This window comes from Puniceicoccus vermicola (assembly GCF_014230055.1).
In the GTDB taxonomy this organism is placed as follows: domain Bacteria; phylum Verrucomicrobiota; class Verrucomicrobiia; order Opitutales; family Puniceicoccaceae; genus Puniceicoccus; species Puniceicoccus vermicola.
Map to the genome: position 1 here is coordinate 109,377 of NZ_JACHVA010000102.1, position 20,418 is coordinate 129,794.

Consider the following 20,418-nt stretch of genomic DNA (forward strand, 5'->3'; position numbering starts at 1 on the left):
ATTTTTCGAAGGTCCCCCCACGCTCTTGGGACGAGGCCGAAGAGTTTATGGAGAAACGATGGGAGACAGATGGGGAACTAAGCCGCTGAGGGCACACTCGAGGCGGAAACGCTTTTCTCCGCTTTCAAGGGTTTCTTGGCAAAACAAAGCGCTACGGTGGAAACCACACATCCGGCGGCGATGGCCCCTAGGTAGGCGAGACCATTCGTGATCGCATTCGGGATGAGCATGACGAAGATTCCTCCATGGGGGACGACCAGTTCGCATCCGAAATACATGGAGAGCCCTCCGGTTACCGCCGACCCAAGGACCATGCAGGGAATCACCCGCAATGGATCCGCGGCCGCAAAGGGAATCGCTCCCTCCGTGATGAAAGAGAGCCCGAGCACTGCGGTCGCCTTGGAGGCTTGACGTTCCTCGGGAGTGAATCGGCTTCGAGCAATGTTAGCGGCGGCCGCACAGGCCAGAGGTGGCACCATTCCGCCCGCCATGACCGCGGCCATAGGTCCGTAAATGTCCGTCGCCAAGAGACCGATACTAAAGGTGTAGGCCGCCTTATTCACCGGCCCACCCATATCGAAGGCCATCATTCCACCGAGAATCAGCCCCAGGGTAATCGCACTGCCCTCTTGCATGTTGCTCAACCATCCCGACAAAGCTTCGAGAACGACCTTCACCGGAGGTCCGACGACATAGATCATAGCCAACCCGACGATCAGTGTTGAGAGGAGCGGAAGAATCAGAACCGGCTTCAGCCCCTGAAGCGAGTCGGGGAGCTTGATGGCTCGATTCAACCAAAGGGCCAGGTAACCGGCGAGGAACCCTGCCGCGAGCCCTCCCAAGAATCCAGAGCCCAACTGCACGGCCAGCATTCCGCCGACCAGACCGGGAGTCAGCCCCGGGCGATCCGCAATCGAGTAGGCGATATAGCCGGCCAGGACGGGAACGAATAAGGCAAAGGCTGATTTTGCACCGATCTGCATCAGCGCTGCACCCAGGGTGCCTTCTTCTTCTCCCGCGTAGATTCCTCCGACTGCAAAAGCCAAAGCGATCAAAAGACCTCCGGCGACAATGAGAGGGAGCATGTGGGAAACCCCGGTCATCAGGTGCTTGTAGGCTCCGGTCCGCGCCTTTTTCGGAGGACGCTTGAGTCCTCCGGGCATGGAAGATTTCGCGCCAGCCGGCTCCACCTCGAGGGCCAGCGCCTGATTGATCAACCCCTTCGCATCGTGGATCGCGGCTTTCGTTCCGGTCTCCAAAAGCTTCTTCCCAGCAAATCGAGTGGTTTCGACGTTGGCGTCGGCGGCGACCACCACGGCATCGGCCCGCTCGATTTCTTCCTCGGTGAGCTCGTTTTTGGCCCCGACGGATCCTCGGGTCTCCACCTTCATCTCATACCCCATCGCCTTGGCTGCGCGCTGCAGCGCCTCAGCCGCCATGAACGTGTGCGCAATCCCCGTGGGGCAGGAGGTAACTCCGACGAGAAATGTTCCTCCAGAGTCGGTGGCTTTATCCTCCTCTTTCACTCCCATTTCCTTGGGGAAGAGCTGCCCCAAAACCGAACGGGTTTCCCTTGCGAGCCTCGGCAACGCGACCGTGCAAACAGGCACTTCCACTTCGCTCGGTTTCTCCGGAGCTAAGGGTGCCGCAAGAATCAGAGCACTTCTTTCCTCTCCGAACTTTTTCCAGTTCAAGAGAAAATCGATGTCTTCTTCACAGATGACTGAATAATCAATTTCCTTTGTGGATAACTCCGCTGATAGAGCGGCCTTCGCGAGCTGTGCCACCGGGGCATTCTCCGAAGATTGAATCAAGACGAGTAACGATTTCATAGCTGGGGTTTGGGGTTAGAATTTCTGAAGAGATAAAAAATCAGTTTTGCCGTGGGCCACCGCCCGATAATGAGGAAACTTCGGCCTCGGCCTCCGTCAGCGGCTGAACTGCGATTTGCCGCATTTGCGACTTCAACACATTGCCGGAAGGAAGTTTCGGAAGGAGACTCTCCAAGCGATTCCACGCGTAGACCGTGCCCATTCTTGCACAGTCCTCGGGGGTCTCTCCATCGGCGAGGCCTCGAAGGAATCCCGCCATCATCGAATCTCCAGCTCCTACGGTAGAAACCACTTTCACATTCGGAGCCGAAGCCTTCCACTCGGACTCCGGGGTCAAAAACAGAACGCCCTCACTTCCGAGAGAGACTACAAGGTTTGCAACTTTCTCTTTCTGCAAAGAGCGAGCCGCATGCACCAGATCATCAAAATCACGGAGATCCTTATTAAAATATTCGGCGAGCTCATGCTCGTTCGGCTTGGCCAGATCGGCACCCGCATCCATCGCCGCTTTTAAAGCTGCACCACTGGAATCGACTGCCACCAGCCCCTCCCCGGAATGGACGACCCGGATCAGCTCTCCGATGAACTCGGGGGCAACCCCCTTTGGCATACTTCCGGCGATCACGACCCATTTCCCCGGGCGAACCAACTCCTTCACCTTGGCAAGGAGCTCCGCCTGCTGGGATTCCGCTGCCGCCGGCCCATTCAAGTTGATATCAGTCGTCTCATCCGTCTTCGTATCCACGATCTTGATTCCCGTTCGGGTTTCTCCACCGACGCGAATAAAATGATCCAAGAGACCGTGATCCCGAAAATGCCGATCGAAAATCGAAGGATTGTTTCTCCCGAGAAACCCGGAGACCGCGACTGTAGCGCCACCCAGGGCCAGCATGGTTGCCACGTTAATTCCTTTGCCCCCCGCCTGCCGCTGGAAGTCAATCGCTCGATTTACACTCCCCAATGTCATTCCATCCACAAACAGGGTATGGTCGACCGCGGGATTGAGAGTGATGGTCGTAAAGTCGATGGTTTTCATAGGTTTCCTTGGCAGAGATTTTTATAGAGGGAGGAGCCGAACCGCTGTCGCGTCTTCTTGTTCCAGGGCGCGACGCGCCAACTCTTGCAGTTCTTCAAAATGCGAATTCCGGATCTTTTCCTTAATCCCGGGAACGACCGACGGGGGCATGCTCAACTCATCAACGCCCAGCCCGGTGAGAATTTGCGCCCCTTTGGGATCTGCCGCAACTCCACCGCAGACTCCAATCCATTTCCCCGCCTCATGCGCGGCCCGAGTGGCCTGGTCAATCAACCGCAACACTACGGGATGAAGAGCATCGGCCCGCTTGGCCAACAAGGGATGAGTCCGGTCGACCGCCAGAGCGTACTGGGTAAGATCATCGGTCCCGACCGAGAAGAAGTCTGCCACCCGGGCCAGATCCGCAGCCATGATGGCCGCCGAGGGGACTTCAATCATCACCCCGAGATCGAGGCGGGGCCCGCCAACTTCCTGGCGAACCGTTTCTGCCAGATGACGGATCCTCCGAAAATCGTTGGAGGTCGCGATCATCGGAAAGAGCAATTTGATCGGCCCATGAGAGGCCGCCCGATAAACCGCCCTCAGCTGGGTTGTCACCAGATCCGGTCGCGCCAAACCGATACGAATCCCTCGCAGGCCCAGGAATGAGAGATCCCGCTGATTCAACCCGAGATAGTCTACCGGTTTGTCTCCGCCGATATCGATCGTTCGCAACACCATTGGCAGTCCGTCGAGAGACTCGACCATCGCCTTGTAGCTCTCGTATTGCTCGTCCTCAGTGGGAGGCTCATCGCGGTCGAGGAACAAGAATTCAGTCCGGACCAGCCCGACACCTTCGGCGCCACTTTTCAAGGCGTCCTCCGCTTCCACCACGCGGGAAATGTTGCCAACGACCTCAACGCGATGACCATCCATCGTGATGGCCGGCTTGAAGCGGTCGGTCCATGCATGCTTCCGGTGAAGATCGATCTCCTTCAGCGCCTTACAGGCCGATTCCTGATCCTCGCAGGATGGCTTCAAAATCAAGCGCCCACCATCTGCGTCGAGAATAACGGAATCTCCGGTGTTCGCCGACTCAATCCCCGCTCCGGCCGCCACAAGCATCGGAATCCCCAGAGAACGGGCAACGATGGCCGCGTGGGCATTCGGGCTCCCCTCTTCCAGGCAGATTCCACAGACCTTCGACTGATTCAGCTGAGCGGCGTCCGAAGGCTCGAGATCCTTCCCGATGAGGATCGAGGGTTCCGTCACTCCCGACAAGATTTCGTGACTCTCGCCCATCAAAATCCGGCTCACTCGGGAACCCGCATCCTTGAGATCAACCGCCCGCTGAGCTAAATTGGCCTCCTTCAAAGCCGCCATCTGCGTAACTTTGCCGTCCACCACAGCATCCCAAGCGGCCAAGGCATCGGTATCTGGACCGATTTGATCCATGGCCTCCGCGAGAAGAGCTTCGTCTGAGATCAATCCGGCATGGGCATTGAGGAGATCGCACTGCACTTGATTCATCTGCTCGTCCACCGCCAGCTCCCGGAGCGTCTGCACCGCACTGTCCACCGCCAGGCGGAGTGCTTCCCGTTCCGATTCATCATCGCCCCGCTGCCGCTCCTTGGGAGTGGAAAGGGCTTCTTCCCATCGAACGACCGGGCCCAGTGCAATCCCCGGGGCCGCCGTCGCACCGTCAATGATCTCCGAATGCTCGGTTTGAATAGGCTGCCAATTCAGCCGCCGCTCCGAGCGTTCTTTCACCTCCTCCGGCTCCTCGTTGATCAACTCCACCAAGCGACTCAACTGGTCCAAGTGATCTTCGGCGTAAACCGAATCAGATCGAATCTCGATCTGACTCCCCGGGCCAATCCCGAGACCGACAATGCTCATGGCGCGCCGGGCATCCGCCTCCTTGCCATCGACAACGAAGGAGAGTTTCCCATCCATGCATTCAGTCGCGTCGGCCAACTGGGTTGCGGGACGGAGGTGAAATCCTCTGGGGTTGGTGAACTCCACCACCTTCCGCAAACCCGTAAAGTCTTCCGCCGCATTTGCATCGAGATCCTCCGGCTTCTTCTTCAGCTCTTCCGCAATCTCGTTCGCATCCGTGGATCGTGCCAGCCGATCAGCCAGCTCATCGTCCGCCGTCACCGAGGTCAGCTGCCCGAGGAGTCCAATGTGCTCGTCGCTTCGAGCGGCAATCCCAAAAATGAGACGTGCTTTCTCGCGACCTTTCCACTTCACCCCCTCCGGCACCTGCAGGAGAACCACTCGCGTCTGTTTGATCAGGTTCGCTTCCTCGGGTCGACCATGCGGGATCGCCACTCCATTCTCCAAGTACGTGTTCGCTGCCTTTTCACGGGCCAGCATGCTGTTCGCGTACTCTTCCTCAACCGCTCCTAGTTCGGCGAGAAAAGAGGCCACAGCGCGCACAGCCTCCTCCTTGGAGGCAAAAGTTTGACCGAGGCGAATATCCGAGGGTGCAATTTCAAGCATGGGGGTAGTCAGTTGGGGTTATACGAAAATTACAAAACTAAACATGTAATCGTTTACATATATTGCAAGGATTTATTGACAATTTTCCGAAAAAACCAAATCAATAGAGATACCATCCCCTTGTTTTTCATAGACTTAATCCATGAAAGATTTTCTATTCAGGGGTTTAATCGATTACCTAACCCCAAAACCTTAACAACATGGCCAGTATCAAGGATGTCGCCCAACGCGCGGGCGTCTCGACCGCAACCGTATCACGCATGATGGCCAATAAAGGCTACATCAGCGAAGCCACCCGGGCCCGGGTCCAGAAGGCCGTCGACGATCTGGACTACCGCCCCAACCGGGTCGCCCAACGACTCCGCGAACGCCACTCGCGCATTCTCGCCCTCATTGTCTCCGACATCCAAAACCCGTTTTTTGGAAAGCTTTCCCGCGCCATCGAAAAACACTCCCATTCCCAAGGTCTCAATGTCTTCATCTGCAATACGGATGAAGACCCCGAAAAGGAAGCCCACTACCTCGATCAAATGCTCCAAGAGAAAGTCGCCGGTATCATCATTTCCCCCACCCGCAATGCCCTCGCCCCCTTGCGCGAACTCCGCAAAAAGGGCATTCCCATTGTCACCGTCGACCGACAGGTGAGCGCCGAATTCGACTCGGTCCTCATTGACAACGCGGAAGCCTCACGGCGCCTCACCACCTTGGCCATCCAAAAAGGCTATCGGAAGATTGCCGGTCTCTTCGGCGCCAACAGCTTCACCGCCGAAGAGCGCCTCAAGGGATTTCGCGAGGCCCTGAAAGCAGCCAACCTCCAGCCCCTCGCGATCGAGCGCCCAGCCGCCTTTCAAGAGGAAGGCCGCAAAGCCATGGACCGCCTTCTCCAACATCGCCCCCAGCCCGACGCCGTGATCTGCAGTAGTGCCCTCATCGCGACAGGTGCCTTCGAGGCTCTGAACGAATCGGGCACCGAGATCGGCTTCGGCTGCTTCGACGACCTCCCCTGGTCCACCCTCGTCACCCCCCGGATCACCGTCATCTCCCAACCGACCGACATGATCGGCGAAACCGCCTACGACCTTCTCCGCAAACGGATGAAGGACCCCAAACGCACCGCGTCCCACATCCGCCTCCAAGGCGAATTGATTGAACGGGAGTCGCTCCGGGGAGCGGAGGCGAGATAGCGATTCGTTTCCCACCAAGAACTAGAAAGCCACACCACGGATCCAATGTGGGGAGGTGGCTTCAGCTCCTTCCAGCCTATCCATAGAAACGGCTCTCGCCGTTCCTCTCCGAAACTTCCAAAAACCGGAGCGGAAGCGCGATAGCGATTTCGAAAATCCTCCCAAGAATCCGGAATACCTCCCATCCCACGCATAGAAGCGGCTCTCGTCGTTCCTCTCCAAAACTCAAAACAGCGGAGCGAAATGGCGCCGCGCCATTCATAGCTCGAAGAGCGACGTAGCGATTTCGACCTCGCCCTCCTAAACGCCTCCCGACTCCGGCCCCTTCTCCCGATAAAAGATCAGGAAAAGCGGAATGCTCAGGAAGAGGAGAATCATCGAATCGCGCGCCAGCCGCACTTCCGAGCCGATCAAGGCCCAGAGGCAATAGCCGCAGGCGAGAATCGTGATAATCAGGGCGAAGACTTTCTTCCGCCCCACCATCTTTTCCTCCCGCACCGCAAAGAGGAAGGTCACGGCACAGTAGAGATAGGGCAACAGGTTGAGGATGATCGCGACGTCGATGATCAGGTTAAACTGCTCGGTCAACGTCGGTGAGGCCGTCACCACGATGATGATCGACATCAAGATCGCCGAGATGACGAGATTCCACACCGGAATCCCCCGCCGATCCGTCCGACCGTAGATCTTCGGAAAGACCCCGTCTTCGGCTGCCGCGTGCGACGACTGACAGATCGTCAACGTCCACCCGACCAACGATCCGCCGGCTTTGAGAATGGCGGCACCGGCGATGACGAGAGCCCCGACCGAACCCACCGCCTGAAGCGCGGCCTCGGAGAACGGATCGTCAGACTTTGCCAACTCCGCCGCCGGAATGATTCCCATCAGCACCGTGCAAGTGCTCACGTAGAGCACCGTCGCCACGCCTAAACCCAGCAAGGTCGCGATCGGCACGTTCTTTTTCGGATTTTCGATCACCCCCGCCGAGATCGAGGCACTCTCGACCCCCATAAAGGCCCAGAGGGCATACGTCGCACTCGAGGATATCGCGGTCATCGTCGTTTCCCCACTCGGCAGCCACCCGTCCATGAACGTTTTCGCATCAAACCAGAACCACCCCAAGGTCGCCACCGCGATCAACGGGACCATGGCGACAACCGTCGTCCACCCCGTCAACATCCCGACCACCTTCGGCCCCATGATGTTCAGAATCGTCGCCACCCAAACGAACCCAATCGAAGCGAGGACGGTCCAGGTCTGATCCTTCAGCGCCGGAACAAAGGCCGTGCAATACCCGACCACCGTTGCCGCCACCGCCACATTCCCCACCAAATTCGCCGTCCAGTAGACGTAGTTCGTCTGGAATCCCAGATACGGCCCAAACGTCTGCCGCGCGTAGGCATAAGGTCCGCCAGCCTGCGGATTCGTCGATCCGAGGAAGGCAAACATCAGCCCGATGGACCCCGCCCCCAGCGAAGCGACAACCCACCCGAGAATCGAAGCCGAGCCCAAAGACGCCATACTGACCGGCAGCAAGAAAATCCCCGTCCCGACCATATTCACCGTGACCAGCATGGTCGCGCCAAAGAGGCCCATTTTCCGATTCGAAGAGGCAACAATCATATTTCCCAAATCATCAGGTTCACCCGCGCAGAGAAACTTTCGTGCCTAAATCAGAAAAAAGCCCACCCAAAAACAGACGCAGCACGGACGGCCCGCCTGTGTCTGTTTCCTCCCCGAATCGAGACACCCGTTCCACTCTTCCTCCGAGGCGGATTACAATCCGCAGACCGTCTGGTCGTCACGCGAGAAATGAAGCGAAGTGGAATAAGGCTCCGTAGAAGAGCCCATACATCGCCAAGCCGACAAACTCCGCATTCAATCCTAAGCTCTCGAACTGAATTCGTTGCGATATTCCCGGGGCGAGCATTTCGCCTGCGATTGAAACCACCTGGTGAAATAAGAAGGCTGTTTAAATCCCAATCGATAGGAAATTTCTTTGATGATAAGCTGGGTATCGGCCAGGCAGTGTTTGGCCGACTGCAGCCGAAGGCGATTCCAATACTCTCTCATACTGATGCCAAAATGATGCACGAAAAGGTAGTCCAGGCGGGCTCGGCTAAGACCCGTCAACTGCTGGACTTGCGTTTCCGGTAAGCTCTTATTCAACGGAGCCTCATGCAACGAGCGAACTGCTTTCAACAATCTCGGATCATAAGCACCCGTCTCCGCGAAAGAGTATCCTTTTGCGAGCAGCACATCGGTAAACGCGGTCATCCATCGCAGAAAGTGGCGTTGTAACAACCAAAAACCTTCATAACTCACATTCTGGTAGATGATCTGTGCCCGAGCCGTCGAATGATAGTGGGAAAAGTGCCTCGCCGCAGCTTTCTGCATCGAGACCGCACAACGCTCCAGCACGGGACACTCCCCCGCGTCGATCACGAGCCCATCCTTTTCCTCGAATAAATTCTCTCCACTCGGCCACTGAGCACGAAAGTGGACTGAAAGAATCCGCGTTCCGGATCCGAATTCTTGGAAGTTGACGCGATTCGGAGTTAATAGCCACTGATTGGGTTGTGCGATGAGTTCCGTATCCTTTGATGAAACTCTCGCAAACCCCTTGCGCACCAGCCAAACCCAATAGGCATTCTGATGATCGTTCTTACTACGATTCGCCAGGTGTTCGATGGTCCCATCATACACCCAGAGCAACTCTGTCTGCAGAGTTGCCCACTGATGCATTGGCACACTGTCTTTGCCTACAAACGACATAGATCCACCCACCGAGGATGGGCCTGATGGTGCTGAAACGAAATTTTTAAGCAAGAGCGCAGAATCCAGAGGGATCAAATCAAGCCGACACGATTATAATGATTCGCTCGGGAACAGTTGAACGCTCGTGAACAGCTCATCCATGGAGACTAAGCGGACACTACCGTCCGAAAACACCATATTGGTACCAATATTCTTATGTCGCTCGATTGCACAGGTATGGGTGCCCGGATCCTCAAAATTACTGGGAACTCCGGAATCCCTTCGAAAATCAGGCCAAGTCGCGTCGCTAAAAACCGGAAGAGGTTTGTCCAGATCAGTGAATCTCGTCTGGGGAAACTTGTTCCGCAACGTGGAGGAATCGGCGCCCGTTCCCAGATTCTCCGGGTCGGAATACCAATAGAAGTTCATTCCGTAACCACAGTTCACGAAACCTTTCTTCATATTGATCCACCATTGATACCCGCGGTCCGCCGAACCCGGGATTCCAAAACTCGGCTGGGGCTCCGAGGCACTGGGGCAGGTAAAGACGTTACTGTCCGTATCGATGTAGGGCAATATCTGGAGCATCCAACTCGTCGAGCCCCCATCCGGATTGCGGTAGGGAAGCGAAGCTCCCTGGTGTTCGTTCCCGTAAGCGAGCCATGCTTGACCCAGCGAACGTAAATTCGATGCACATTTCGTCGTATTTGCGGATTCTCTCACTTTTCCGACCGCGACGACTGTGATGGAAAAGAGGATCGCGACGACCGCAATGACCGTCAGCAGTTCCAGAAGCGTAAATCCTTGATGGTTTCTCTTCATGTTAGCAATGCGTTCTCGGGGTTGATTTTATAGAATTCATTTGCGAGCCATTCTTTCTTCTCAGAAGAATTTTCGAGATCAAGAATCTGGCCGACAGAAAGCAGCTCTCTTCTCAAGTCCGAATAAGATAGATCCTGCACTGCACAATGTTGTGCGAGACACAATTTCGCCGCAAGAACACAAGCCTGAGCCAGCATCATAAAAACGGGCTCCATGCGAACCGAACCATAAGCGATATGCGAAGCACTCAAGCAAACGGGAACGAGAAGATTCTTCGTCTCCCCTCGCGATGGAATTAACGATCGATAAGAAACGGGATACGGCTTCACCCATATCTGAACGTCGCCCTCGTTCAAGACCCGGTCACCGACCACAATCCGTTGGCAATTGTGCGAATCCATCCCATAAGCCCCAAAGGCGACGACATCCTCGGCCCTTGCGATTCCCCGGCAATCCATCTCCGTGATCACGTAGTCTGAGACCATCCGACGAGCCTCACGCACGTAAAGCTGGGGAGGCCAGTTCGACGTTCCCGTAAATTCATCCTCGGCCAAACCCCAAGAGCTAATTCCAGCCCGAACGTCTTCCGGAACGCGATCATCGTTGGCCATAAACCACAAGAGCCCTTGATGGTAACTGACATGCGATTGAAAGATCTCCTCCCGCTCTACGAAGGAGGCCTCCGGGTAAGCATGATTCCCCCCAATGAAGTCAGAAGAAAACGGCCCATGGTTATTTGTGTCCGTTTTTCCTCCGCGGATGGCATCAAATTTCTCGTATAGATCCCGCCAGCCCGAATCCAGGTAACGCCCCAGTAATTCGTAACGCTCGGGGTCGTAGTCATCCGGCTTTGGAAATGGTACCCGACCGTCACCCTGCGTCATGCACAGCCGGAAATTGTATGCTTGGATCTTATGATCACCGGAACCCTGAGGTTCCAGCGGAGCCTCATTGATCCCTGGGAGCAACCCGGAACGGCGATCATTCGGAACCCGATAGGGAGATACCGGGAGCAAAAACTGGTGATGCTCGCGCACCTGAACTCCGTTACAGAATTCCCCGTAACAGTCATTGGGTTCACGCCCGACGGTATAACGGACACCCGCCTTCGCCATCAAGTCACCTTCATAGGTGGCGTCCATAAACATACCCGCCTCGACTCTTAGACCGCTTTCCAAGAGCACTGCCTTCAGAGATTCTTCCTCCATCTCAACGTCGGCAAGGTACTGTTTAGGGATGGGGGAGACGCCGGCTTCCCGCATCATCCCGTCGAAAACCTTCGAAGCCACCGAGGGCTCGAACCGCCACTCCTCCTCGACTCCGTAGTGATCGCCGAGGCGGCGATAAAACTCGCGGGAAATACCGCCGATGATGGCCTTATCTCCAAAATCAGTAAACCCAAGACCGCCCGTCGTCATTCCTCCAATATGATCTCCCGGTGCCAACAGCACAACCGTGAGCCCTTGACGCCTGGCTTCAATCGCTGCGACAACTCCGGCTGATGTCGCACCGTAGATACAAAGGTCGCAGCTGAGGGCCTCCCCTTTTCGCAAATCAGTTTCCGGCGTGTAGTATTTCGGAGTTTTCATCATAAATCATTTAACGAGAAGTGTTCGGATCTCCTCCATCTATCGCCGCCAAGGTGACGAGAGAATATTCGTGCGCCCCTAAATGGGCGTTGAAGCCTCCGCTGAGGCTCGAACGCCCTCCACTATGAGCATCTCCGAGCGCGTTGATGTTCACATAACAATCCAACAGAAACGAATCGGCATCCGGAGAGAGCTTTAGACTCTTCTTGGGCACGACCACCCTCACTTGGTAGCCCGAACCGGCCGCTTCCTGCTCGAGCTCTGCTCCTTCGATTTCATGACTCTGCGCATCAACCAATTTGGGCGAAAGCTCCTCCCCCTTCCCCGGGACCAGAATCACCTGAAACCCGCTACCGCCTTCCGCCGGAGCGAAAAACAGTTCCAGCGAGGAGCCGCTCCACGGAAGCTTCCCAATCAAAATGTTCGAATCGTCCACCGAAAATTCCAAAGCGAGAGCCTCTCCCCGGTTCTCGATCCATCCGCTCACCGCCGGCGTTCCGTCGAGCTCTACACAGAACCGGGCTTCGGACTCTTCTCCGCCAATCAGCCGACGTGGAGGCACTGAAAGATCCACAACCAAGACCGAGTCGGCAACCTCCTCGGCGACAACTTTAAAACCTTCTTCCGGAGATTCCGGAAAAGACAGCGATACCAGAAGCTCGTTCCCATCAATGACCGACGGCTGAACGGATACGGACTGCCTTTGCAACACCTCTCCTCCCCATCCGATGAGCACCAATGAAAATTCGATCTCAGGATTCTCCGCCAGCGGATTCTCCCAGCGTATCCGTACATGATCGCTATCATTCACCACCCGTTCGATCCAGACCAAGGTGATGTTCTCCAGGCCTTCCGACGAACGACCCGTATTCCGCACGACCGGCTCGAAATCTCCGAGCAACCCATGCTGCTGATGGGCCTCGATCAACTCGTCGCACATCTTCCACATTGCATCCAGAGTCAGGGTCGACGCGGCATTCGGGTCCGCCATAACCGCATGGTAAACATGCTCACGCTTGCCGGTCATCGCAGCCTCAACCGCCAACGATTGCACCTGCACATTGCTTTGACATAACATGGCCAGCTGCGGCGGCAACGTTCCTACGTGAACCGGCTGAACCCCCTGGCCGTCAACCAGGCAAGGCACCTCCACACAGCAGCGCTCCGGCAGGTTTTCAATCAGCCCCGTATTCGGAACGTTTCCGTAAATCGTGCGAGGGCAATTCGTCTCACAGGAATGAATTATCGAAGAGCCGTATTCGTGGGAACGACGCGGGACCTCCATAGAACCTCCTTCGCCGAGCAACTTCTTTTCCGTCGCCTCCCAGGTTTCGATCACCCCCTGACATCTGCGCAGATACTCATCCAGAGGAATATCGAATTGCTTAACAACCTTCTCCCCATGATGGATGAAGTAAGGCAGATATTCGCTCTGATGCTCACTGGATTCGGTAACAAAATAACCGCACCGCCTCATCATTTCGAATCGAACCCGATCTTCACCGAACTCCGCATCATTGAGCTTTCGAAAAAGAAGCGGATAGGCATCTCTTCCCTTGTAAGCGAACTTCAGGAAGAAGGCCATGTGGTTCACACCCGCCACTAGGTAGGTTACCTCCTCGTAGTCGAGCCCTGCGTAGGCTGCCAGGCGTTTGGAGGTGCTTTGCACCGAATGGCAAAGGCCCACGTGAGGAATACCAACGCTCTTGTCAACCGCCCAACAAATCATCGCCATCGGATTGGTGTAGTTCAACAACAAGCACCCAGGAGCCCCATAGTCCGCAATATCGCGGGCGATTTTGTTGATAACCGGAATGGTTCGCAGTCCTCGAAAGATCCCCCCTACGCCGATCGTATCCGCTATCGTTTGTCGGAGGCCGTATTTTTTGGGGATCTCGAAATCGATAACCGTTCCCGGTTCATATCCTCCGACCTGAATCGTGCAAATGACATATTTTGCGCCGCGAATCGCCTCGCGCTGATCCAGGGTCGATCGAATCACCGGCGAAACACCAATCGCTGCAGCCAGGCGCCTGGCCATTTTATCAGCGACCTTGAGACGACTCGGATCGATATCCATTAAGCAGATCTCCGAGTTCTCCAGCTCGGGGAACTGAAAGATATCACTCAGCAAGTTCTTCGCAAAAACGACCGATCCGGCTCCTATCAGTGCAATCCTCATCTTTTACCTTATAATCGCATGTCCGTAGGCGTCAGGGTCCTTGCGCTCGGCAATGCCGTCATGCCACTTCATGACACGCACACGGCCCTCTCCGTTGTTGTTATTCAAAACCATCGCCATCCGAATTGTCTGAGTGCCCGCGTCGCGGTCGATCCCAAGGCTCGCGAGAGAGACCGACACTTTGTAACGGGTCGTATCACCATTTTGTTCGATCGAAATTTTCCCTTCCTCGTCCGGCCAACGTCCTTTGAGTTCATCCTCGCGGGCTATGTCGGACCAGATAATCGCTTCGCCATCGACTCTTCCAAAGGTCAGTTCGGTTTGGTCCCCACCCTCTGTCATGATGCCGACCTGAACGCTATCCGCCATCCATAGCTTCGACGCATCCCAAGCTTCGACATACTCGCTGTCCGTCACCTCGATATCAAAGAGCAATTGATCGCCATCGTGAGAGATGCGCGCCTCCAGGGAGAGATCATCCGCTCCGCCCCACTGGGCCCGGAATGGATCGTAAAACAAGTCATGAACATCACCGGCCTGATCCAAACGAATGGTTTCAAGAGGCTCTCCTTCGGGATTAATGAGGTAGGGCTGACGGATCTCGACGGGAAAGGTCACGGACTTTTCGACCGGTCCACTCAGCGTCACCTTTACCGAAAAGACCTCCCCGCCGAAAGGCTTCCAAAGGTCCTCTCCCAGTGGAACTTCCACTTCCCGACCCATTACAGATGAGATTTGCTCCACCCTTTCCTGGATGAGTTCTCCTTCCGGGGAAAAGACTTCGATTCGACACTCGATCGACTCCTCCCAGCGGTTCGAAATCTCCACCGGAATGGAGAGATCCCCTCTCCCGACAACATACTCCGGAACAACCAGCAGGGCATCATCATTCGTGCTGGGCACAAGGGGGTCATCCGTATCAATCGCCACCAGATAGATCGGCTCGTTTTTCAGACTGACCATCTGAGCCCCCTCACTCGTTGCCAGGGTTTCACTCGCTCCGAACATGTCGACCCGTTGGTAGTCGCCCTCGGCACCGACCCAGAAACGCGCGCTCCCCCGCCCGATCATGGGCCATGCCACATAAACGTAACGGCCATCCTCCGTCTTACGAAAAACGTATGCGGTCACATTCGGGCCGAGGTCGATCTGCCCCTCGGGAGTGGTGTTCGCAAGCCGCCGGATCAATTCGTTATAGGCGACAAACGAGGGCTTTGGGCGGTTATCCGAAGTTACCAACCCGAGTGAATCGTCGGCTTTCCGGTCCATGTCCCAGTAATCCTGCAGCGTGAACCAAGCATAGAATTCCGATGATTCACGCGATTTCGCATAAGTAATCTTCTGCACGAGCGTCACCGCCTGGGCTAGAGCACCCTGCAGATCGTACTGACTCCGGGAGCCCGCTTCTGTGTTCGCGATCTTTCGGTTTTCACCGACTTCGTCCAGCCATGCTTCCACCAGCTCGTTGCGCGTAGCGTAATCGTAAACAGAACCGTGGTTATGGAACCCCGCGATATCATAGCTAGAGGTGCTCTTGATCACTCCTTCCGAGAAACCCTCTTTCTCGGCCGGATGAATGACCGTCAAGCCACCGCTGATGACCGGAATATCGGGAGCAGTATCCTTAAAATTCCGATAGAAAGTGGATAGCATCTTTTGATAGTCCTCCAGATCCCCGTGGAAGAACTCGAGGTCCGGCTCATTCCAAAACTCAAAGTATTTCAAATTCGGGACCTGAGAAAAATACGTACCGAGTCGGCGGGCGTGCTCTCCAAAAGCCTCGTAATCATCCGGAGGCTGCCTCCAGACAAACTGATCCTGCGTCCAGCCCGGCACGGCGTCCGCGTAGAGAAGAAAAACATCGAGGCCGGCTTCTCCCAAATCGTCCATCATACGCTTGTAGTCCTGAGCCGAGATCTCTCCCTCTCGGACCTCCAACCAGTCACCGATTGCCATCAGCCGGACCAAATCGATTCCCAGCTCCTGCATCCACTCGATATGCAGCGCATTCTCAGCCGGACCCTGCCAACTGGAAAAATCCTGAACGGCGAACCACATCGGCTCTCGATTGATCCGCCCCCCGTTGGGCTCGAAGACCGCAAAGAAATCAAGATAACGGGTCTCCAACTTTCCGGTTTTGGCCAGTAGGTGTCCCCGATAAGCACCCAAGGGCATCGACGGCAAGACGAAGGAGGCCACTGTTTCATCATGCGGAGCGACCGTGAACGAGGTTTCAAGCTGATTCGATGCCCCGCCCCGAACCTCGCCGAAGGCCAGCTTGAGCTCTCCGGTTTGCTCGCTCGAAGATGCGTTCAAGATGCGGTAATCAAGGCGTATCGGCTCGCCGGGCTCACTCGCCAAGGGTCGCAGAACCGGTCGAATCTCCAAACGATTGGCCCGACTCAACCGACCCGTGATTGCCAGGTCATCGATATAGATCACCCCGCGTCCCGGGCTCTCCTTGCTCAGCATCAGTTTGCGTACAACGGCTGGAAAACGAAGCGACTTGAAATCCGGAACCGTATCCCCGTTCAGGGGCAACGAGTATTCCTGCCAGTCAGCGGAATCGAGGCCGATCTCCTTCGTGTAAAAGAAGTTTCCTCGGGAGTCCTCTATCTGAAACGCCAACCCCAGAGATTGACCCATCGTATTCGCCTGGAACCCGATCTCGTCGATGAACGCGCTCTTACGACTGGCCTTCTCGCGTTCCAGCGACATCAGGTAGGGCCCTTCGTCCCCCGCAAACCAATACCGAAGCTCGCCCGAATAGTCTCCCGAGGAAACCTGCTCGCGGGAAGCAGCCAGATAGGTATTACCGGAAAACCAAGCCTCTGGCGGCATCCCCTCCAGCGGACGCGCACGCCAGGTTCCGACATCTTCAAAATCTTCGATAACCAGCCTGTCCGCTCCGCTAACCTCTGAAAACAGGGAAAGTGAAACCAAGGCAAGTGGCCAAATGCACTTGCAAGTCTTCATAATAAAAACTGATCGGTTAAGGGTTTCCCGAGCCTACTTCTTCACTGCCCTACGGCGCCGATTTCACCGAGCCAGTCCTCGCCCACAGGGAACGAATAAACCCGAACTTCATCGACGGTCATTTCGATCGCACCGGCCGACATTAATTGCCCCAAACCGAGAGAAGTAAAATCACTGATCGGATCAATGTAAGGCTTTCGAACGAATATCACCTCACCGTCCAAATAGAGACTCATGGTTTCGGTGTCTTCGTCAAAAACAACGGCAAGGTCGAAGAACTCACCGATCGGGGGCACCAAACTTCGATTTCCCGCACCGAAATCCGTTCGCTCCGAACCGATGGTCCCGAAAAAACTCAACGCCGGTTCGCCCTCCACCGGGCGACTCACCACGGTAAGGCTCATGTTTCTCCAATCCCCCGGAGTCGTTTTTGACATAAGTCCAAGTGGGAAGGCAGTGTGGCCGTCTCCACGATTATCGAATCTCATCCGCGCCCATAGCGTCACGCCGGATGATTGAATTTCCGGGTAGGCCTTCGAATTAATCTCACGGCAAAACAACCACTGGCCCGCTTCCAGTTGAACGGCACCTTCAGCCGTGAGGTCGGGAAGGTCGTATCCCGGCAGTGACTTTGCGGTTAGCTCAAAGCCATTGAGATCGTCCACCAGTTGGTTCGCACCGGAATCGTTAAAGGTCCAACGGGCGATCATACCTTCGGTGAAATCCTCTGCCGTGCACACGGAAGAACCGAACAAGGCCAAGAGGCCGATAGTTTTGTAAATTTTCGTAATCATGGAACGCTCCATTTCAAGATCGAAAAGCATCCGGGCCACTCAGCGCCGACGACGGATTAACAAAAATCCAGCGGTCAAGAATCCGATCATCAATCCCGCAAATCCGGGCTCGGGGACGGCTACTGCATAATCGTTGAATCCGACAACAAGAGCATCCGATGTCGCGGCATTGTTCACGCGAAGTCCAAAATATTCACCAGTCCGCGGCGTCGTGTCCGTAGCAGTGATCGTCGTCGAATTCGTCCCATCGAAAACCGTGAAATCCAAGGTAAGTGTGGCCCCGGAGTAGCTACCGGTAAGTGTAAGCTCGTAAGTATCGGTAGTATTCAAAACAGTACCCAGAGTACCGGTATCACCGGTGAATCCGGTTGTCGTGCCACCGAAGATGCTGACGATGCGCATATCACCACCGCGATTAATATCGGCGAGATAGAGACCGTTTCCAAAGCTGGACACGGCGCCAAAGCTCGCAAAACCAATATTTAAAACCGAAGAAATGTCCGAAACTTGAAAACTGCTGGAGATCTCAAAATCACTTCCTACGAGATTCGTAAGCTGCACCGCGGTAGTGCTTGCGCCGGTGGTTCCGGAGATCGTGCTCTGGTAGATATTACCAGACCCACCCGATGCGATGGTCCATGCACCCGCACCTCCTTCAGCCCAACCCGCGGGATCTTGTCCGACGGTGGTTTCTTGGAAGTTATCTTGGTAGGGAATCGTCGCCGCAACCGAGGCGGAAAGGGAAGAGAACAAAACGCAGGCTGAGGCAATTGAATTTTTCATTAGGATAATTTTTGAGGGTTAGTTGAGGTGTCTTAACGACTCAAACAATAGGCGCCCCCCTTCGGAGAACAAGCGGGAACACTTTTCAAAATTACACAAAATCTTATCTTTTTTCCACACCTCCCCCACCCCAAAGTAGCACAGGCGGCCCGCCTGCGGCCCGGGCCACAAAGATGGCGGGTCCGGGTTCAGGAGATGGTTTACACTTTCTGGGCAGGGGGAGCTGATCACATTGATCGGTCACGATGCCGTGGAAAGAAACGAACATGATAAACGAACGAACAGAATTTGCCCTTCGCAGTCTCCAAGAAGGAGTAAACTTCCTTGAGCTTTGCAGGGAATACGGGATCAGCAGACCAACTGGATATAAATGGAAAGCTCGTTATCTTCGCGACGGTGGGAAGGGAATGGAAGATCGGTCCAAAAGGCCGTCAAGTTGCCCCAATGAACTGCAGGAGCGTGTGATCCTACGGATCAACCGCCTCCACGAAAAACATCGGCACTGGGGTCCGAAGAAGATCCACGAGTTGTATCGTCGCAGTTATGGGGAGGTGGCTTCCTTGAGCAGTTTCAAGCGGGTCTTTTAAAGAAGCGGCTGGGTAACGAAACGCAGACGCAAAAGAAACGACCAGACGGGGCGGATCACCTCGGGGCGTAAGGCATCGATGGCCAATGAGGTATGGACTGTGGACTTTAAGGGCTGGTGGCACACCCGAGACGGTGAGCGCTGCGAGCCCTTAACTGTGCGCGATGAACACACCCGCTACCTGCTTGATATCCGGGCGGTCGAATCGGCCCGGACCGAGACGATCCGTATGTGCTTTGAACGGATCTTCAGGATCTACGGGCTTCCGGAGGCGATCCGTAGTGACAATGGTCCCCCGTTCGCCTCGAACCGCTCCATTCTGGGACTGACTCGACTGTCGGCTTGGTGGGTAGCACTGGGCATCGATCTGGAACGGGGCCGTCCCGGAAAGCCCCAAGACAATGGAGGACACGAACGGATGCATCTGGATATCAGCAACGAGCTCCAGAGCTGTGCCGATGCCGATGCAAGGGCTCAACAGGCGGCCTTCGACATCTGGCGGAAAACCTTCAATGAGGAGCGTCCTCATGAGTCTTTGGGAATGGCTTTTCCAGCCGAAGTCTACGCAAAAAGTCCTAGAGCCTATCTGGACAGTCCCGCAGATATAGATTATCCAGGCATGCTGAGACGCAAAGTGCATCGCACCGGCGTCATCGGAGTAGACGGCATCCAAATCAGGCTGAGCACAGCCTTTGCTGGTTGGTCTGTCGGCTTGCAGCCTATCGACCCCGACCGCTTTGAGGTATATTTTGCCAAGCTTAGAATCGGAACCATCGAACTCTCTTCAGCCTCTTTCACCGGGGTGGCTAGCCACCCCGGTGAAACCGTCTGCAAACCACAGCAAAACTACTCGTAAAACCTAACTAACAAGAACAACCTCTCCAATGCGGCACCTCAGGAGTGTAACCCATGTCCTGAACCAAAAGTGTAAAGGATGTCCTGATCCGACCGGCGAACATCCAACGCTAAACATTAAACATTGAAAATGGATGTCCCGACCTGAAATAGGTTGTCGGTTTTTGCAAAAGAAAGGAAAACCGATGAAAACAAAAAGTGCGATACGCTACAGCGAAAGCTTCAAGTTGCGAGTGGTCCGGGAATTAGAGGATGGTCGTTTTGAGACGATCACGCAGGCCCGTCGTCACTACGGGATATCCGGAACACGGACGATCCATGGCTGGCTGAAAGAGTTTGGAAAGAACTCAATGTTGCCCAAGGTAGTTCGTGTGGAAACGCCAGAAGAACAGATAGAACTCAAGCGCCTGCGCGAGCGTGTAAAGCAATTGGAGAAGGCCGTGGCCGATCAGTTTATTGCGAGTGAAGTGGAGAAGTCATTCCTGGAGATAGCCTGCGAACGTGCCGGGTATGATGACGTGGAAGAGTTCAAAAAAAA

Annotated in this window: 14 protein-coding genes and 1 pseudogene; 4 read left to right on the top strand and 11 right to left on the bottom strand. The window is 55.3% G+C overall.

Translation table 11 applies throughout. From position 1 onward, the window contains the following. Nucleotides 1-77 precede the first annotated feature (77 nt). Genes H5P30_RS14015 through ptsP form a run of 3 tightly spaced genes read right to left on the bottom strand, consistent with a single transcriptional unit; the run spans nucleotide 78 to nucleotide 5,352 of the window. A complete protein-coding gene (locus H5P30_RS14015) occupies nucleotides 78-1,832 on the bottom strand; it encodes a PTS fructose transporter subunit IIC (protein ID WP_185693561.1) in 1,755 nt (584 codons plus the stop codon). A gap of 40 nt (nucleotides 1,833-1,872) precedes the next feature. After that, entirely contained in the window at nucleotides 1,873-2,868 is a 996-nt protein-coding gene (gene pfkB, locus H5P30_RS14020) for a 1-phosphofructokinase (RefSeq protein ID WP_185693562.1), read from the bottom strand. Nucleotides 2,869-2,889: 21 nt separating this feature from the next. Next, nucleotides 2,890-5,352 carry a phosphoenolpyruvate--protein phosphotransferase gene (ptsP, locus tag H5P30_RS14025; protein WP_185693563.1) on the bottom strand — a complete coding sequence of 821 codons (2,463 nt, stop codon included), beginning with the start codon at nucleotides 5,350-5,352 and terminating at the stop codon, nucleotides 2,890-2,892. Between the two features lie 200 nt (nucleotides 5,353-5,552). On the opposite strand from ptsP, the gene H5P30_RS14030 reads away from it, so the two are divergent. Beyond that, entirely contained in the window at nucleotides 5,553-6,536 is a 984-nt protein-coding gene (locus H5P30_RS14030; protein ID WP_185693564.1) for a LacI family DNA-binding transcriptional regulator, read from the top strand. A gap of 300 nt (nucleotides 6,537-6,836) precedes the next feature. Here H5P30_RS14030 and H5P30_RS14035 read toward each other — a convergent pair whose 3' ends face one another. The 8 genes and pseudogenes from H5P30_RS14035 to H5P30_RS14070 form a co-directional block, all read right to left on the bottom strand. Continuing rightward, on the bottom strand, nucleotides 6,837-8,159 hold the full coding sequence (locus H5P30_RS14035) for an amino acid permease (protein WP_185693565.1): 1,323 nt from the start codon (nucleotides 8,157-8,159) through the stop codon (nucleotides 6,837-6,839). A gap of 261 nt (nucleotides 8,160-8,420) precedes the next feature. Then, nucleotides 8,421-9,311, bottom strand: coding sequence for a helix-turn-helix domain-containing protein (locus tag H5P30_RS14040; RefSeq protein ID WP_185693566.1), 891 nt, complete (start codon nucleotides 9,309-9,311; stop codon nucleotides 8,421-8,423). A gap of 93 nt (nucleotides 9,312-9,404) precedes the next feature. Further along, the gene (locus tag H5P30_RS14045) at nucleotides 9,405-10,115 is read right to left on the bottom strand and encodes a type II secretion system protein (RefSeq protein ID WP_185693567.1); all 711 of its coding nucleotides are present in this window, start codon (nucleotides 10,113-10,115) and stop codon (nucleotides 9,405-9,407) included. Next, entirely contained in the window at nucleotides 10,112-11,704 is a 1,593-nt protein-coding gene (locus H5P30_RS14050; RefSeq protein WP_221774368.1) for an FAD-dependent oxidoreductase, read from the bottom strand. Before H5P30_RS14050 ends, H5P30_RS14045 begins: the two co-directional genes overlap by 4 nt. A gap of 913 nt (nucleotides 11,705-12,617) precedes the next feature. Beyond that, a pseudogene (melA, locus tag H5P30_RS22835) lies at nucleotides 12,618-13,886 on the bottom strand (alpha-galactosidase); the annotation flags it as partial. A gap of 3 nt (nucleotides 13,887-13,889) precedes the next feature. Continuing rightward, nucleotides 13,890-16,862: a sugar-binding protein gene (locus tag H5P30_RS14060; protein WP_185693570.1), complete on the bottom strand. Its 2,973-nt coding sequence runs from the start codon at nucleotides 16,860-16,862 to the stop codon at nucleotides 13,890-13,892. Nucleotides 16,863-16,903: 41 nt separating this feature from the next. Next, nucleotides 16,904-17,656 (bottom strand): LamG domain-containing protein, encoded by a 753-nt coding sequence (locus H5P30_RS14065; RefSeq protein ID WP_185693571.1) that lies wholly within the window; start codon nucleotides 17,654-17,656, stop codon nucleotides 16,904-16,906. 39 nt (nucleotides 17,657-17,695) lie between these two features. Continuing rightward, nucleotides 17,696-18,439 carry a hypothetical protein gene (locus H5P30_RS14070; RefSeq protein ID WP_185693572.1) on the bottom strand — a complete coding sequence of 248 codons (744 nt, stop codon included), beginning with the start codon at nucleotides 18,437-18,439 and terminating at the stop codon, nucleotides 17,696-17,698. Between the two features lie 266 nt (nucleotides 18,440-18,705). Between H5P30_RS14070 and H5P30_RS14075 the strand changes: the two genes are divergently transcribed. From H5P30_RS14075 to H5P30_RS14085, 3 genes are all read left to right on the top strand, one after another. Further along, nucleotides 18,706-19,026, top strand: a complete 321-nt coding sequence (locus tag H5P30_RS14075) for a helix-turn-helix domain-containing protein (RefSeq protein WP_185693573.1) — start codon at nucleotides 18,706-18,708, stop codon at nucleotides 19,024-19,026. A gap of 78 nt (nucleotides 19,027-19,104) precedes the next feature. Continuing rightward, nucleotides 19,105-19,881, top strand: a complete 777-nt coding sequence (locus H5P30_RS14080; RefSeq protein ID WP_185693574.1) for an integrase core domain-containing protein — start codon at nucleotides 19,105-19,107, stop codon at nucleotides 19,879-19,881. 184 nt (nucleotides 19,882-20,065) lie between these two features. Continuing rightward, on the top strand, nucleotides 20,066-20,418 hold a 353-nt coding region (locus tag H5P30_RS14085), incomplete at its 3' end, for a transposase (RefSeq protein WP_185691982.1).

Bases quoted from the DNA above. Each gene is read 5' to 3' on its own strand.
- H5P30_RS14015 (WP_185693561.1), bottom strand. From the start codon at position 1,832: ATGAAATCGTTACTCGTCTTGATTCAATCTTCGGAGAATGCCCCGGTG.
- pfkB (WP_185693562.1), bottom strand. From the start codon at position 2,868: ATGAAAACCATCGACTTTACGACCATCACTCTCAATCCCGCGGTCGAC.
- ptsP (WP_185693563.1), bottom strand. From the start codon at position 5,352: ATGCTTGAAATTGCACCCTCGGATATTCGCCTCGGTCAAACTTTTGCC.
- H5P30_RS14030 (WP_185693564.1), top strand. From the start codon at position 5,553: ATGGCCAGTATCAAGGATGTCGCCCAACGCGCGGGCGTCTCGACCGCA.
- H5P30_RS14035 (WP_185693565.1), bottom strand. From the start codon at position 8,159: ATGATTGTTGCCTCTTCGAATCGGAAAATGGGCCTCTTTGGCGCGACC.
- H5P30_RS14040 (WP_185693566.1), bottom strand. From the start codon at position 9,311: ATGTCGTTTGTAGGCAAAGACAGTGTGCCAATGCATCAGTGGGCAACT.
- H5P30_RS14045 (WP_185693567.1), bottom strand. From the start codon at position 10,115: ATGAAGAGAAACCATCAAGGATTTACGCTTCTGGAACTGCTGACGGTC.
- H5P30_RS14050 (WP_221774368.1), bottom strand. From the start codon at position 11,704: ATGAAAACTCCGAAATACTACACGCCGGAAACTGATTTGCGAAAAGGG.
- H5P30_RS14060 (WP_185693570.1), bottom strand. From the start codon at position 16,862: ATGAAGACTTGCAAGTGCATTTGGCCACTTGCCTTGGTTTCACTTTCC.
- H5P30_RS14065 (WP_185693571.1), bottom strand. From the start codon at position 17,656: ATGATTACGAAAATTTACAAAACTATCGGCCTCTTGGCCTTGTTCGGT.
- H5P30_RS14070 (WP_185693572.1), bottom strand. From the start codon at position 18,439: ATGAAAAATTCAATTGCCTCAGCCTGCGTTTTGTTCTCTTCCCTTTCC.
- H5P30_RS14075 (WP_185693573.1), top strand. From the start codon at position 18,706: ATGATAAACGAACGAACAGAATTTGCCCTTCGCAGTCTCCAAGAAGGA.
- H5P30_RS14080 (WP_185693574.1), top strand. From the start codon at position 19,105: ATGGCCAATGAGGTATGGACTGTGGACTTTAAGGGCTGGTGGCACACC.